Origin of the sequence: Desulfovibrio piger, from assembly GCF_900116045.1 — a bacterium.
Classification (GTDB): domain Bacteria; phylum Desulfobacterota; class Desulfovibrionia; order Desulfovibrionales; family Desulfovibrionaceae; genus Desulfovibrio; species Desulfovibrio piger_A.
On sequence record NZ_LT630450.1, the window covers coordinates 1,911,807 to 1,924,573 of the forward strand.

Annotated in this window: 11 protein-coding genes and 1 riboswitch; of the genes, 6 read left to right on the forward strand and 5 right to left on the reverse strand. The window is 62.9% G+C overall.

Annotated features, from left to right (window positions below):
• Positions 1-42 precede the first annotated feature (42 nt).
• Together DESPIGER_RS08700 and DESPIGER_RS08705 are read right to left on the reverse strand one after the other, a co-directional pair.
• Entirely contained in the window at positions 43-1,746 is a 1,704-nt protein-coding gene (locus DESPIGER_RS08700) for a 30S ribosomal protein S1 (protein ID WP_156831672.1), read from the reverse strand.
• Between the two features lie 398 nt (positions 1,747-2,144).
• The gene (locus tag DESPIGER_RS08705) at positions 2,145-3,017 is read right to left on the reverse strand and encodes an SAM-dependent methyltransferase (RefSeq protein ID WP_072337673.1); all 873 of its coding nucleotides are present in this window, start codon (positions 3,015-3,017) and stop codon (positions 2,145-2,147) included.
• A gap of 626 nt (positions 3,018-3,643) precedes the next feature.
• Positions 3,644-3,844: riboswitch (cobalamin riboswitch) on the forward strand.
• A gap of 18 nt (positions 3,845-3,862) precedes the next feature.
• Between DESPIGER_RS08705 and DESPIGER_RS08710 the strand changes: the two genes are divergently transcribed.
• The gene (locus DESPIGER_RS08710) at positions 3,863-4,750 is read left to right on the forward strand and encodes a sirohydrochlorin cobaltochelatase (RefSeq protein ID WP_072335648.1); all 888 of its coding nucleotides are present in this window, start codon (positions 3,863-3,865) and stop codon (positions 4,748-4,750) included.
• Positions 4,751-5,083: 333 nt separating this feature from the next.
• Here the strand turns inward: DESPIGER_RS08710 and DESPIGER_RS08715 are convergent, their stop codons facing one another.
• From DESPIGER_RS08715 to DESPIGER_RS08725, 3 genes are all read right to left on the reverse strand, one after another.
• On the reverse strand, positions 5,084-5,530 hold the full coding sequence (locus tag DESPIGER_RS08715; protein WP_083575441.1) for a YqaA family protein: 447 nt from the start codon (positions 5,528-5,530) through the stop codon (positions 5,084-5,086).
• A 62-nt stretch (positions 5,531-5,592) separates the two neighbouring features.
• Positions 5,593-6,186, reverse strand: coding sequence for a flavodoxin family protein (locus DESPIGER_RS08720; protein ID WP_072335651.1), 594 nt, complete (start codon positions 6,184-6,186; stop codon positions 5,593-5,595).
• Between the two features lie 54 nt (positions 6,187-6,240).
• Positions 6,241-6,927: a FadR/GntR family transcriptional regulator gene (locus DESPIGER_RS08725; RefSeq protein ID WP_072335655.1), complete on the reverse strand. Its 687-nt coding sequence runs from the start codon at positions 6,925-6,927 to the stop codon at positions 6,241-6,243.
• A 315-nt stretch (positions 6,928-7,242) separates the two neighbouring features.
• Between DESPIGER_RS08725 and DESPIGER_RS08730 the strand changes: the two genes are divergently transcribed.
• Genes DESPIGER_RS08730 through DESPIGER_RS08750 form a run of 5 tightly spaced genes read left to right on the forward strand, consistent with a single transcriptional unit; the run spans position 7,243 to position 12,752 of the window.
• Entirely contained in the window at positions 7,243-8,112 is an 870-nt protein-coding gene (locus tag DESPIGER_RS08730; RefSeq protein WP_083575348.1) for an FAD binding domain-containing protein, read from the forward strand.
• Positions 8,112-8,594, forward strand: coding sequence for a (2Fe-2S)-binding protein (locus tag DESPIGER_RS08735; RefSeq protein WP_072335658.1), 483 nt, complete (start codon positions 8,112-8,114; stop codon positions 8,592-8,594). The genes DESPIGER_RS08730 and DESPIGER_RS08735 overlap by 1 nt, the downstream gene beginning before the upstream one ends.
• A 2-nt stretch (positions 8,595-8,596) precedes the next feature.
• Positions 8,597-10,900: a xanthine dehydrogenase family protein molybdopterin-binding subunit gene (locus DESPIGER_RS08740; RefSeq protein WP_072335661.1), complete on the forward strand. Its 2,304-nt coding sequence runs from the start codon at positions 8,597-8,599 to the stop codon at positions 10,898-10,900.
• A 51-nt stretch (positions 10,901-10,951) separates the two neighbouring features.
• A complete protein-coding gene (locus DESPIGER_RS08745) occupies positions 10,952-11,461 on the forward strand; it encodes a TRAP transporter small permease (protein ID WP_072335663.1) in 510 nt (169 codons plus the stop codon).
• Positions 11,454-12,752: a TRAP transporter large permease gene (locus tag DESPIGER_RS08750; RefSeq protein ID WP_072335666.1), complete on the forward strand. Its 1,299-nt coding sequence runs from the start codon at positions 11,454-11,456 to the stop codon at positions 12,750-12,752. Before DESPIGER_RS08745 ends, DESPIGER_RS08750 begins: the two co-directional genes overlap by 8 nt.
• Positions 12,753-12,767 lie beyond the last annotated feature (15 nt).

A 12,767-nucleotide genomic window follows, 5' to 3' on the forward strand; every position in this document is an offset into this window, starting at 1 on the left:
CCTTGCGGCTCCCCCTCATATTCGCAGACCGGTCCGTGAGGACTAGCTGTTTTCCTGGGCGGCCTTCAGCAGGTCGCCGAGGCTCTGACCGGCTTCCTGGGGACCAGCATGGAATTCCTTGGGCTTGCGGCGGTCTTCGTCGTCCTTGATCTGCTTGATGGACAGGCCCAGACGGCGTTCTTCGGCGCTCACGTGGATGACCTTGGCCTGGATCTCCTGGCCTTCCTTGTAGAGCTCGGCGGGGCTCTTGATCTTCTTGTTGGAAAGTTCGGAAACGTGCACCAGACCTTCGATGCCTTCTTCCACTTCCACGAACAGGCCGAAGTCGGTGATGTTGGTCACCACGCCCTTCACGGTGCAGCCCACGGGGTAGGTGCTGGGCACATGGCCCCACGGATCATCGACCAGCTGCTTGATGCCCAGGGTGAACTTTTCGTTTTCCTGGTCAACGGTCAGCACCTTGGCCTGCACGGTGTCGCCCACCTTGTAGATCTCGTTGGGATGACGCACCTTCTTGGTCCAGCTGATGTCGGACACGTGGATGAGGCCGTCGATGCCGTCTTCGATACCGATGAACATGCCGAATTCGGTGATGTTCTTGATGACGCCTTCGAGGATGGTGCCTTCAGGATACTTTTCGGCCACCAGTTCCCAGGGATTGGGACGGACCTGCTTCATGCCCAGGCTGATGCGCTTCTTCTCGCCGTCCACGCCCAGGATGACCACTTCGACTTCGTCACCGGTATGCACCATCTGGGAAGGATGGCGCAGCTTGCGGGTCCAGGACATTTCGGAGATGTGCACCAGGCCTTCCACGCCGGGTTCCAGTTCCACGAACGCGCCGTAGTCCACCAGGTTGGTGACCTTGCCGGTGCACTTGGCACCCTCGGGGAAGCGGGCGGAGATGTCCTGCCACGGATCGGGCACCAGCTGCTTGAGGCCCAGGGAGACCTTGTTGTTCTCGCGGTCGAAGGAGAGCACCTTCAGGGTCAGGTCCTGACCCATGGTGATCATTTCCTTGGGATGGCGGATGCGCTTCCAGCTCATGTCGGTGATGTGCAGCAGGCCGTCCAGACCGCCCAGGTCCACGAACACGCCGTATTCGGTGATGTTCTTGGCCTTGCCGTGCACGATCTGGCCTTCTTCCAGGGTGCGCAGCAGATCCTGACGCTTGGAATCACGCTCTTCTTCCAGCAGCACGCGGCGGGAAACGATCACGTTGCTGCGGCGGCGGTTGATCTTCAGCACGCGGAATTCGAATTCCTGGTTGACCAGGGCGTCCATGTCGGGCACGGGACGCAGGTCCACATGCGAGCCAGGCAGAAAAGCTTCAACCCCGCCGATGTCCACGGTGTAGCCGCCCTTGATGCGGCGCACGATGTGGCCCTTGATGACCCGGTTGTTTTCCTGCACGTCTTCGAGCTGGTCAAAGACCTGCATGCGCTTGGCCTTCTCAAAGGACAGCGTGATGGTGCCTTCCATCTCGTTCTTGCGAACGACATAGACATCCACACGGTCGCCCACGCTGACGGTCATGTTGCCGGCGGCGTCACGGAACTCGCTGGCCGGGATCTGGCCCTCGGACTTGAAGTTCACGTCCACCAGAACATTGTCGTCATCCACGCGAACGATCTCGCCCTTGGTGATAGAGCCTTCTTCGAGGTCGCCGAAGTCGGGATTGAGATAGTTTTCAAGGGCGCTTTCGAAACTCATTTCGTTTTCGTGCCCGGTTTCCTTGTCTGCCATGCTTGACATGCCTCCAAACATAATTTGTCCCCTGTGCGGGGGTGAAAGAAAGTAGCAAAAGGAGAGGCAAAGCACAAGGCGAAAATGGCCCGGATGCGGGTCAGGGCGGGCAAAGCGGCCTTTTTCCCGCAGCGGGGCAGCGGCCGAAGGCCGTGAAAGGACAGGGAAAAGAGTCCCCCACTCCTGATAATTGTTCCTGAAAAGAAAAAGGGAGTGCGCACCGCCATGCAGGGCCCCGTCGTCCCGGGCGGCCGCAGACGGCAGGGCTTCCGTCCCCTGCCTGTCATCGCGGTATGCCCATCGCTGCCCGCACGCCATGCGGCAGCCGGAAAAACGCAACGCGGGCACACCGCCCGGCGACGGCATGCCCGCATCCTGATGACGGGAGCGTTTCCGGCCTAGCCGGCCAGCTTCACGAAGGTCAGCTCATGCTTGTTGCAGGAAAGATGCAGCAGACGGCCGCCCGGGATGGCCGCAAAGGCCCGCGCCGTCTCGTGGTCGGTCCGGGCCTGGAACTTGAGCGTGCAGACCACGTTGCGGCAGGCATCGGCGGCCAGCCATTCCCGCACGGTCTCCAGCAGGCGGTCAGGGTAGCAGATCATGTCCGAGAACAGCCAGTCCACCTGGCCCACATGGCGCGGCTCAAGGCCGAAGCCGCTGCCCAGGCAGTGGTTGACGCCGGGCATGGCCGCCACCTGGGGCGCCAGCCCGGCCTTGTCCACGCTGAACACGCGGCAGCCCAGCCGCCCCAGCACCCAGGTCCAGCCGCCCGGCGCGGCGCCCAGGTCGATGCACAGTTCCCCCGGCGCGGGCGTGCGCCCGGTCAGGGTGAAGACTTCCCACAGCTTGAGGTAGGCGCGGCCCGGCGGGTCCTCGCGGTTCTCCACGAACTGCACCTCCCCGTCGGCAAAGGGCGAGGTGGTGCGCGGCGAGGCCAGCATCAGGTCTTTCTCCCACAGGGTGAAGGCCCCCAGCGGCGCGGACGGGGCGGGCGTGCCGAAATGCAGGGGCCGTGCCGCCACATAGGGCAGCTGCTCCTGCATGAGGCGCAGGCGCCGCACATGCCCGCCGATGGTGGGGATGTGCGCCCGCCAGTTGCGCTGCAGGGCCGAGAGCTGGCGCGCCCCGTTGCCGATGGAGGTGATGGGGATCCAGCGCGGCTCCGTCCAGACGTTCTGGGCCCAGGCCGCGGGTTCCGTGCCCCGGGCCAGCACCAGACGGCCGCGCACGGTGATGACGCGGTCCCCCAGCTCTTCCAGCAGGGGCTGCATGTAGTCGCGCGCCGCCACCTGCACGCTGAAATCTTCCCTGGGCAGGGCCGAACGGGGCAGGTCGGGCCAGCGACGGGCCAGATGCACCTGCTCCTGCTGCCGTGCCTCGCGCCGCTGTTCCCGGCGCTCCTGCCGCCAGCGGGGCAGGACGTGGGCCTCCCCGGCGGCTTCCGGCTGTTCCGTCTTCCTGCTCCGGCCTGTCCGGGCCCGGGCGGGAGCCTGCGCTGCCGGCTCCCCGGAAACACGACGCCCGGAACGGCGGGACGGGCCTTGCCTGTCCGCGCCCTGCTCCGGGCTGGCCTTGTCCCCGCCGCGACGGCGGGGCGCTGAACGTTTTTCCTCTTCCCTGTCGGCTTCCTGCGGGGCCTGCTCCTCATGGACGGCGCCGCGGCGCGGCGCGGGAAATGATCGACTGTGCGTACTCATGCGGCCAGCATAGCCCAAAGCCCGGCCAAGGCCAAGCATCCGCCGGCCCTCCCCGGCGCCCGGCAACGGCGCGTCCGGCGAAAAAACACAGGGACAGCGCGCCCCGCCGGCCCGCGCTGTGGCGGCCCGCCTGCCACGGCGGGGACTCATCTTGCGCATCCCCACGGGACATCGTTGCCCGTCCCGGCTTGACTTTTGTGCCCCAAACCGTTTCTGATGGCGCATCCATGCGGGGAATTCCGTGCGAATCGGAAACAGTCGCGCTGCGGTGAGAGGGTACGGAGCTTCTTTGGCGACACGCCACGACAGCCAGCCGTCCCGGTGAAGGCGAAGTAAAGGCCCGGAGGCATGCCTCCCCATTCCCTCAAGTCCGAATACCCGCCATCCCTAACCTTTCAACGCGTCATTGAGGAGGTTCCATGCGCCACATCCCCACAACATTCCTGCGCTCCGCGCTGCCGGCCCTGCTGCTCACCCTCTGTCTGGCCCTGCCTGCCCTGGCGGCCCAGAAGGAAGGCCTGCTGCTGGTGGCTTTCGGCACCAGCGTGCCCGAGGCCCAGCCCGCCCTCACCGCCATCGACAAGGAGTTCAAGGCCGCCTTTCCCCACAGTCCCGTGATCTGGGCCTATACCTCCAGCATCATCCGGGCCAAGCTGGAAAAGAAGGGCGTGCACATCGGTGACGTGGCCGCCGGTCTGGAAGAACTGGCCCGGCAAAAGGTGGACGTGGTGCGCGTCCAGTCCCTGCATGTGGTGGCCGGTGAGGAATTCAGCGAGATGGAGCGCCTGCTCGTCAGCTGGCTGGCCCGCCATCCCGACAGTTTCAAGGCCGTCTATCTGGGCCGCCCGCTGCTGGAATCCCGGCAGGATGCCGAAGATGTCTGCCGCGCCGTCCTCGGCGCCACCGAAGGCAGGCGCAAGCCCGGCGAGCTGCTGGCCCTCATGGGCCACGGCCAGAGCCACGGCCGGGGCGACATGGTCATCGAAGGCATGCGCGCCACCCTCTCCTATGCCGACAACCTGGCCGTGCTGGCCACGGTGGAAGGCTCGCGCGGCTTCGACCAGGTGCTTGCCGCCATCAAGACCAGCCGCGCGTCCGTCATCTGGCTCCAGCCCTTCATGGTGGTGGCCGGGGACCATGCCCGCAACGACCTGGCCGGTGACGAGCCCGATTCCTGGGCCTCGCGGATCCGCGCCCTGGGCCTCACCCCCCGCCCCGTGCTCACCGGCCTGGGCGAGCTGCCCGGCGTGCGCGCCGTCTTCGTGCGCCATGCCCGCGACAGCCGGGACGACCTGCTGAAGAAGTAGACCTGCCGAAGAAGTAGGAGAAATGCTGCCAAGGGAAGAAGGGGCTCCCTCCTCCGGCCGGGCGTCACATGCCCTGCAAGGCGGACAGGGCGCCCCCTTTCCCGCGGTCCCCGGCAGTCGGCCAGGGCCGGACCTCTTTCCCGGTCGGCAGGTCATGGGAGCCGCCGCCCTTGCCGCTGCGGCACGGGCCAGCCGCCCCTTGCCCCCGGGCAGGAGGAGACACAAGGGAAAAAAGCGTGCGGTCCGCACCGTTCCTGCACGACCTGTCGCCCTGTGGAAAGGGATCATCGCACGAAAAAAGGACGCCTTCGGGCGTCCTTTTTTATGGCAGCGTCACCAGAGCGCCAGCGCCACGCCGGCCACCACCAGATAGCGGCCCAGTTTGGCCAGCACCACCAGCAGAAGGAAGGAGGGCAGGGGCTCGCGCAGGGTACCGGCCACCAGGGTCAGGGGGTCGCCGATGACGGGCATCCAGCTGCACAGCAGGCTCCAGCGGCCGTAGCGGTGGTACCAGCCTTCGGCCTTGCGCAGGGATTCCGGCGAGAAGGGGAACCAGCGGCGGCCCTGGAAGCGCGTGAGCGAACGGCCCAGCCACCAGTTGACGGCCGAGCCCGCGCTGTTGCCCAGGGTGGCCACGGCGATGAGGGCCCAGGCGGGTTCTCCGCTCTGCACCAGCAGGGTGGCCAGCAGCAGTTCCGACTGCGCGGGCAGCAGGGTGGCCGCCACCAGCGCGGTGAGGAACAGGCCTCCGTACAGGGAAAAAAGGCTCAGGGCAGTCATGGGCGGCACGGAAAGCCGCCGCAAGGCATCAGGCGCTGCGGCGGCTCCTTGTGGGGCGGGATCTAAGCGGCAAGTTTCTTGAGGAGCCAGGCCATATTGGCGGCCAGGTCCTTCACCGTTCGGATGCCCTCGGCATCGCTGTCCACATCACCGGGGTCAAGGCCGAAGGCAAAATTGAAATAGCTTGATGTGGGCACGATCATGTCACTGATGGCGAACCAGGACATGATGTTGAAATAGGCCTGCATGGCCCCGGCACGACGGACGGCTATCAGGGGCGCAGCCACTTTGTGCTTGAAGATGTTGTCCTGCCCCTGCACGCGCACACGCATGCGGGAGATGTAACATGCCCTGTCGATCAGGGCCTTCATCTCCGATGTGACATTGCCCACGAATACGGGTGTCGCCAGCACGATGCCGTCGGCCGCCCGCATCTTTTCGAACCATTCATTGAAGGGATCATCCTTCTGGACGCAGACCTCTTCGCCGCTACGCCGGCAATGGTTGCATTCCAGGCATCCGTGGACCCTGACACCGCCCACCTGGATGATCTCCGAAGAAATGTCTTCCGCAGCAAGCGTTTCACAAAAGAGTTTGCACAGTCGGGCCGTGTTGCCGTTACGCCTGGGGCTGCCGTTGAACACCGCTACATGCATGGGACCTCTCCTTCATGACAGGTTGTTACAGGTACTTGCCGCGTCAGGAACCTATTAGTCATGTATCATATTCGCATTTGAACGCATATGCTGTTCCATGACGGCACGGCATTTTTGGATATCGCGACTCTCCAATGCTTCTATGATTTTGTTATGCCAATAGATGGATTCAGATCTTCTTTTCAAATTATGGGTAACGGAATCGTTCCTTCTCTGGTCGAACAGGGAATTGATGATCCTCATCAGTGAAATGAATATGGGGTTATGTGTGGCCTTGGCAAGAGCAAGGTGGAATTCCTTGATGTAGAATGTTTCATTCTTGTGTTCACACCTTGATTTGTATTGATCGTAAACTATGGATTTAAGTGCGTTGATATCCTCTTTCGTGGCCCTGTGTGCCGCGATTTCGATGACATTGCACTCTATGTATTTCCTGAATTCGTTCAGATGGTCCTGTTCATAATACACGTCCGACATGAACCGCAGTTCGTCTCCCGCAAGACCGGGAACAGAAGCGTTGACGAACGTCCCGGACCCCTGCTGGCTTGTGAGCATGCCGCTCAGGGACAGCAGGCGGATGGCTTCCCTGACGCTTGTCCTTGAGACCCCCATCTGTTCCGCGAGAACGCGTTCGGCAGGGAGGCGGGCCCCATCCGGGAGTTCGCCTGACTTGATCATGGCGATGATTTTTTCTGAAACGACCGCATACAAAGGGCGGCGCCCGTTTTGCTCCGTCATCATGTGCTATCCTTGCTGAGTGTGAAGGTGCACCAAGATAGCATAAAGATTCCCTCAGCGCCTCCTTTTTCAAATTGATTAGACCAATTTCACTTAAACCGCAAGAAGCGGGACAAAATCGTGAAAAAAATTTCTAATGTAACATATTACTATATTTATATTTTTTAAAAAAATTTTTTCAGGGGAGGATTTATTCCAAGCTTTTGGTTGTTATTTGTGAAAAATTTTTTTAACCTGAAATCGTACCAAATGGTGATATTCATTATACGATATATTTAAGATAGTTATAAAAATTTTTCACTAAAAAGGGGGCTTTTGATGAAACATATTAGACCATTTTTCTACGAAGAGCCGTCCTCTGTTCCGGAAGCTTCGGCGATGCTTTCCGCCCCGGGAGCCCTGGCGCTTGCCGGTGGTACGGACATCACGGTCATGTTGCGGCGCAAGCCCATGGACGACGTCATGCTGGTCAACCTCAAAAAGATCCCCGGCCTGGACAGTATCCAGAAGCTGGAGGACGGCGGCCTCCGCCTGGGGGCGCTCGTGACCGTGGGGCATATGGGGCGCGTCCTCACCGCCCCCGAGCATGCGGTCCTGCGCATCGCCTGCAACAGTCTGGGCACGCCCGCCGTCCGCAATCTGGCCACACTGGGCGGCAATGTGGGCCGGGCCTCGCCCGCTTCCGACGTCATCCCGGCCCTGCTGAGCCTCGATGCCGTCGTCATCCTTGAAAGCGCCCGGGAAAGCCGGCGCGTCCCCCTGGGACAACTGCTCCAGGGCCCGGGCCGGCTGGACAGCCGCCCCGGCGAGTTCATCACCGCCGTCGAGCTGCCGCCGCATGCAGGCAGGGTGGGCGCCTACTGGAAGGCCGGGCGCATCCGGGGCGCGGACTGCGCCCTGGCCGGGGTCGGCGTCTCCTTCTGCTGGGACGGGGACGCCGTCACGGAGCCCAGGGTGGCCATGACCTCCGTGGGGCCCACCTGTCTGCGTTCCGCCGGGGCCGAAAATGTGCTGCGGGGCGCGCGCCTTGATGAAGAGACCATCCGTGCCGCAGCTGAGGCCGCGGCGCGGGATGCCCGCCCCATCACGGACCTGCGGGCCAGTGCCGCCTACAGGAAAGAACTTGTCCGGGGCTTGTTGACAAAGACCCTGCGTTCCCTCGCCGCGCAGGAGAGAAGGAGCTGCTGATGCAAGACGTACATGTGACAATGACGGTGAACGGTGAAACCCACAGCCTGACGGTCCCCGCCCGGGAAAGCCTGCTGGAGATCCTGCGTGACCGGCTGTTCCTGACCGGCGTCAAGGAAGGCTGCGGGCATGGGGATTGCGGGGCCTGCCTCGTCATCATGGACGGCAAGCTCGTCAATTCCTGCCTGGTGCTCGCCGGCGATCTTGACGGCGTCACCGTCACCACGGTCGAGGGCCTGGCCGGAGAGAACGGCGAGCTGCACCCCCTGCAGAAGGCCTTCCTGAAAGAAGGGGCCGTGCAGTGCGGTTACTGCTCTTCCGGCATGATCCTGAGCGCGAAGGCGCTCATCGACAGCGGTGTCCCGCTTACGGAGGAATCCGTCCGGGAAGGGCTGTCGGGCGTCATCTGCCGTTGCGGCACCTATCCGCGCACCATCGCCGCCGTCATGGATGCCGCGCAGACCATGCGCAATGGAGGCTAGATATGGGTAAGTACGTTGGCCAAAGTGTCGTCCGCATCGACGGCCCCGAGCGGGTCACGGGCAAGGCGGTCTACGCTCCTGACATCCAGTTTTCCGACATGCTGTATGGCGCCGTGGCGCGTTCCAGCCATGCGCATGCCCTGCTCAAGGAGGTCCGCACGGAAAAGGCGCGCCGTTTTCCCGGCGTGCGTGCCGTCATCACGGGGGACATGCTGCCCTATATGTTCGGCAACATGATCGCCGACCAGCCGTTCCTGGCCCGGGGCAGGGTCCGCTATAATGGGGAACCCCTCGCCCTCGTCATCGCGGAAAGCGAGCTTGAAGCACAGATGGCGGCGGATGCCGTGGAAGCTTCGTATGAGGATCTCCCGGCCGTTTTCGACGTGTTCGAGGCCATGAAGGAAGGCGCGCCCCTGCTGCATGAGGACCAGCACGCCTACCGCCGTGACGCAGGCCGCTATCCCGCCCTGGAGCATACCAATATCTGCAACGAGACGAGCTATGAACTCGGGGACGTGGAAAAGGCCTTTGCCAGGGCGGACCATGTGTTCGAGCATTGCTTCTTTTCCCATCCGACCTCGCACTGCGCCATGGAGCCCTTCGGCAGCGTGGCGCGCTATGATGCCGTCACGGGCCGTTTCACCCTCTGGACGACCACGGACGCCCCGCACCGGCGGCTGGGGGAACTGGCGACCATCTTCAACACGGGGCAGGAAAACATCCGCATCATCACCACGGCCCAGGGCGGAGGTTTCGGCGGCAAGGGCTGCCTGTATTCCGAGGTGCTGGCGCTGGCCGGCGCGCTGTTCGCCAAGGGCCGCCCCGTGCGCTATGTCTTCAGCCGTGAAGAGGTCCTGAGCATGAGCGGCACCCGCATGGGAGCCTGGCTCCGGCTCAAGAGCGGCGTCATGAACGACGGTACCATCATCGCCCGTTCCGCCGACGTGGTCTGGGACAACGGGGCCTATTCCTCCAAGTCCCCGGAAGTGGCCTTCCGCGGCACCACGACCTCGGTGGGGCCCTATTCCATACCCAACCTCTCCATCCGGGCCCGGCTGGTCTACACCAACAACTATCCCAGCACGTCGTTCCGCGGCTTCGGGACCACCCAGTCCGCCTTTGCCTGCGAAGTGCACATGGACATGATCGCAGCGGCGCTGGGCCTTGATCCGCTGGAGCTGCGCCGGCGCCATGCCTACAAGGAGGGCTGCTCGTACATAAATGGTCAGACCATGATCAGCGTCGGCCTGCCAGAGACCCTGGAAAAGGCGGCCGCCGCCATCGACTGGGGCGGCCCCAGGCCCAAGGCACGTCCGGGCAAGGCCATCGGCCGGGGCATCGCCTGCATGATCAAGGGCACCAACACGCCCCGTTGCGTCAACTGCATGGCATCCCTGCGCCAGGACGGCAGTGTCCTGCTGCATGTGGGGACCATGGAGATCGGCGCCGGACAGCGGACAGCCATGGCACAGGTGGCCGCCGAGACCCTGGGGGTGTCCCTGGAGCGTATCCGCGTCCCCCAGCAGGATACGGACTATACGCCCTTCGACTTCGGCACCACGTCCAGCGGCAGCACCTTCCATATGGGGAATGCCGTCATCCTGGCCTGCCAGAAGCTGCTTGCCGACCTGTATGCCAGGCTCTCGGCGCACTTCGGCCTGCCCGCGGACGCCTTTTCCGTGGCTGACGACCGTGTGCGCAGCGCCGACGGCAGTGTCGACATGCCCCTTGCCGCGGCCCTGCATGCCGTGCTGCCCCGCGGCGGGGACATCATCGGCGAGAGCATGTACACCCCGGCGGGGATGGACATGCTCAAGGCCTGGCCCGGTGTCGAGAAGTGGAGCTCGGCCTTCTGGATGTTCTCCACCCATGCGGCCGAAGTGGAAGTGGACCTGGAGACGGGCCAGATCACGGTCCTGCGCCTGGCGGCGGCCCATGATGTGGGCAAGGCGCTCAATCCCCTGCATTGCGTGCAGCAGATCGAAGGCTCCGTCATCATGGGCTCCTCCATGGCGCTGGGCGAGGAGTACCGCTATGCGGAGGACGGGCGCGTGCTGACCGATACCCTGCTGGACTACAAGATAGCCACCAGCAAGGACATGCCGCGCCATATCGAGCCCATCCTCGTGGAGTCCGAACATCCCTTTGCGCCATACGGGGCAAAGGGGGTGGGGGAACCCGCGGCCGGCTGTACGCCGCCGGCCATCGTCAACGCCGTGCATGATGCCGTTGGCGTATGGATGACCCATCTTCCCATGACGCCGGAAAAGGTGCTCATGGCCATCAGAAAGCATCAGGGGACGTAGTCCCGCCTTTCTCCACGGACGCATGTCCGTGGAGAACTCCTGGAGATCACCATGAAAAGCAGAGTCAGAAACTTCTTTCGCTCGTTTGACGGTCTCCTGTCATGCATATTCCTATGCATACTGACATTGCTTCTGTTCATAGAGGTTGTCGGCCGCTATGTTTTCCATCACTCGAGCGCGCTTAATTCCGAGATAGCCGGACAATGCTTCATCTGGTTCATCTATCTGTCGATATCGTATGTGACAGGGCAGAAAAACCACATCGTCGTCGATATTGCGCCGATGATCTTCCCCAAATCGTGGCTCAAGGTGATAGATGTCATCTCGAATGTCATCTTCCTGTCCTTTTCGGCCATCATGACTGTTTACGGGACGATGCTCGTCCTGTCGACCATGGAATACCGCTTCACCCTGACCATATCCGGTATCTCAATGGGCATCGTGTACAGCATCATCCCGATTGCCTTCGGCATCATGACGGTACGCCTCCTGCTGTTCACATATGACAGCATACGCGCTGTCCTGAACCCGTCCGGCGGGGAAGGAGAAGATCATGCCTGACCAAAGCACCATTGCCCTTATCCTGTTCGGCGGGCTGGCAGTCCTGATCCTGCTGCGCGTACCGCTTGGTTTTTCGCTGGCCGTGGCGGGCATGACGGCCTACATCGTGGGGGGCGACAGCCTGCTGACCATGGCGCAGAGTTATTATGACTCCGTCAATTCCTTCCCCCTCATCGCCGTCCCCATGTTCTTCCTGGCCGGGATCGTCATGGAGCGCGGCGGGCTTTCCCGCAGGCTCGTGGACGTGGCCGAGGCCATGATCGGCGGCATACGCGGGGGGCTGGGCATGGTCACCATCCTGGCGTCCATGTTCTTCTCGGCCATTTCCGGTTCGGGGCCCGCCACGACGGCCGCCGTGGGCGGCGTCATGGTGCCGTCCCTGCTGGAGCGCAAGTATCCCCGGGGCTTCGCCGGGGCCATCGTGGCCACGGGGGGCACCCTCGGGGTCATGATCCCGCCGAGCATCCTGCTCATCCTGTACGGGGTGATCACCGGCGTTTCCATCACCGGCCTGTTCATGGCGGCCCTGCTGCCGGGCCTGCTCATCGGCGTGGGGCTGATCCTCTTCGTGCACATCATGTGCAGGATCAAGGGCGTGCATGCGGAGGAATCGCGCTTCAACTTCGCGAACCTGATGGTGAGCGTGCGCCGGGGCATCCTGGCCATCCTGGCGCCCATCATCATCCTGGGCGGCATCTACAGCGGCATCTTCACACCCACGGAAAGTGCCGTCGTGGCGGCTGTCTACGGCATCATCGTGGCCATGTTCGTCTACAAGGAGCTGACGCCCAGGGGGCTCTGGGAATCCGTGAAGGAGACCATGAGCATCACCGGCCGTCTGGGGATCATCTGGGCCGTTTCCACCGCCTACGGGGAAGTCATGGCCATGTACCAGATCCCCTCCATGCTCAGCGAATGGCTCATGTCCATCACGCGCAACCCCTATGTCATCTGGCTGCTGATCTGCATCTTCCTGACCTTCATGGGGTGCATCATGAACTCCATGTCGCAGGTGATCATCTTCACGCCCATCTTTGCTCCCGTGGTGCAGGCCGTGGGCATAGATCTGGTGCATTTTGCCATCATTTTCGTCCTGAATGCGGAGATCGGCTTCCTGACGCCGCCGCTGGGGACGAACCTGTTCGTCGCCATGGACCAGGCCAAGTGTTCCCTTGGCGAGATATCAAGGGCCGTCATCCCCTTCATCCTGTTCCTGTTCCTGATGATGGCCGTCCTCATCCTGCTGCCGCAGATCTCGCTCTGGCTGCCGCAGACCTTCCTCTCCCTCTAACGCCCGAGGAGTCCC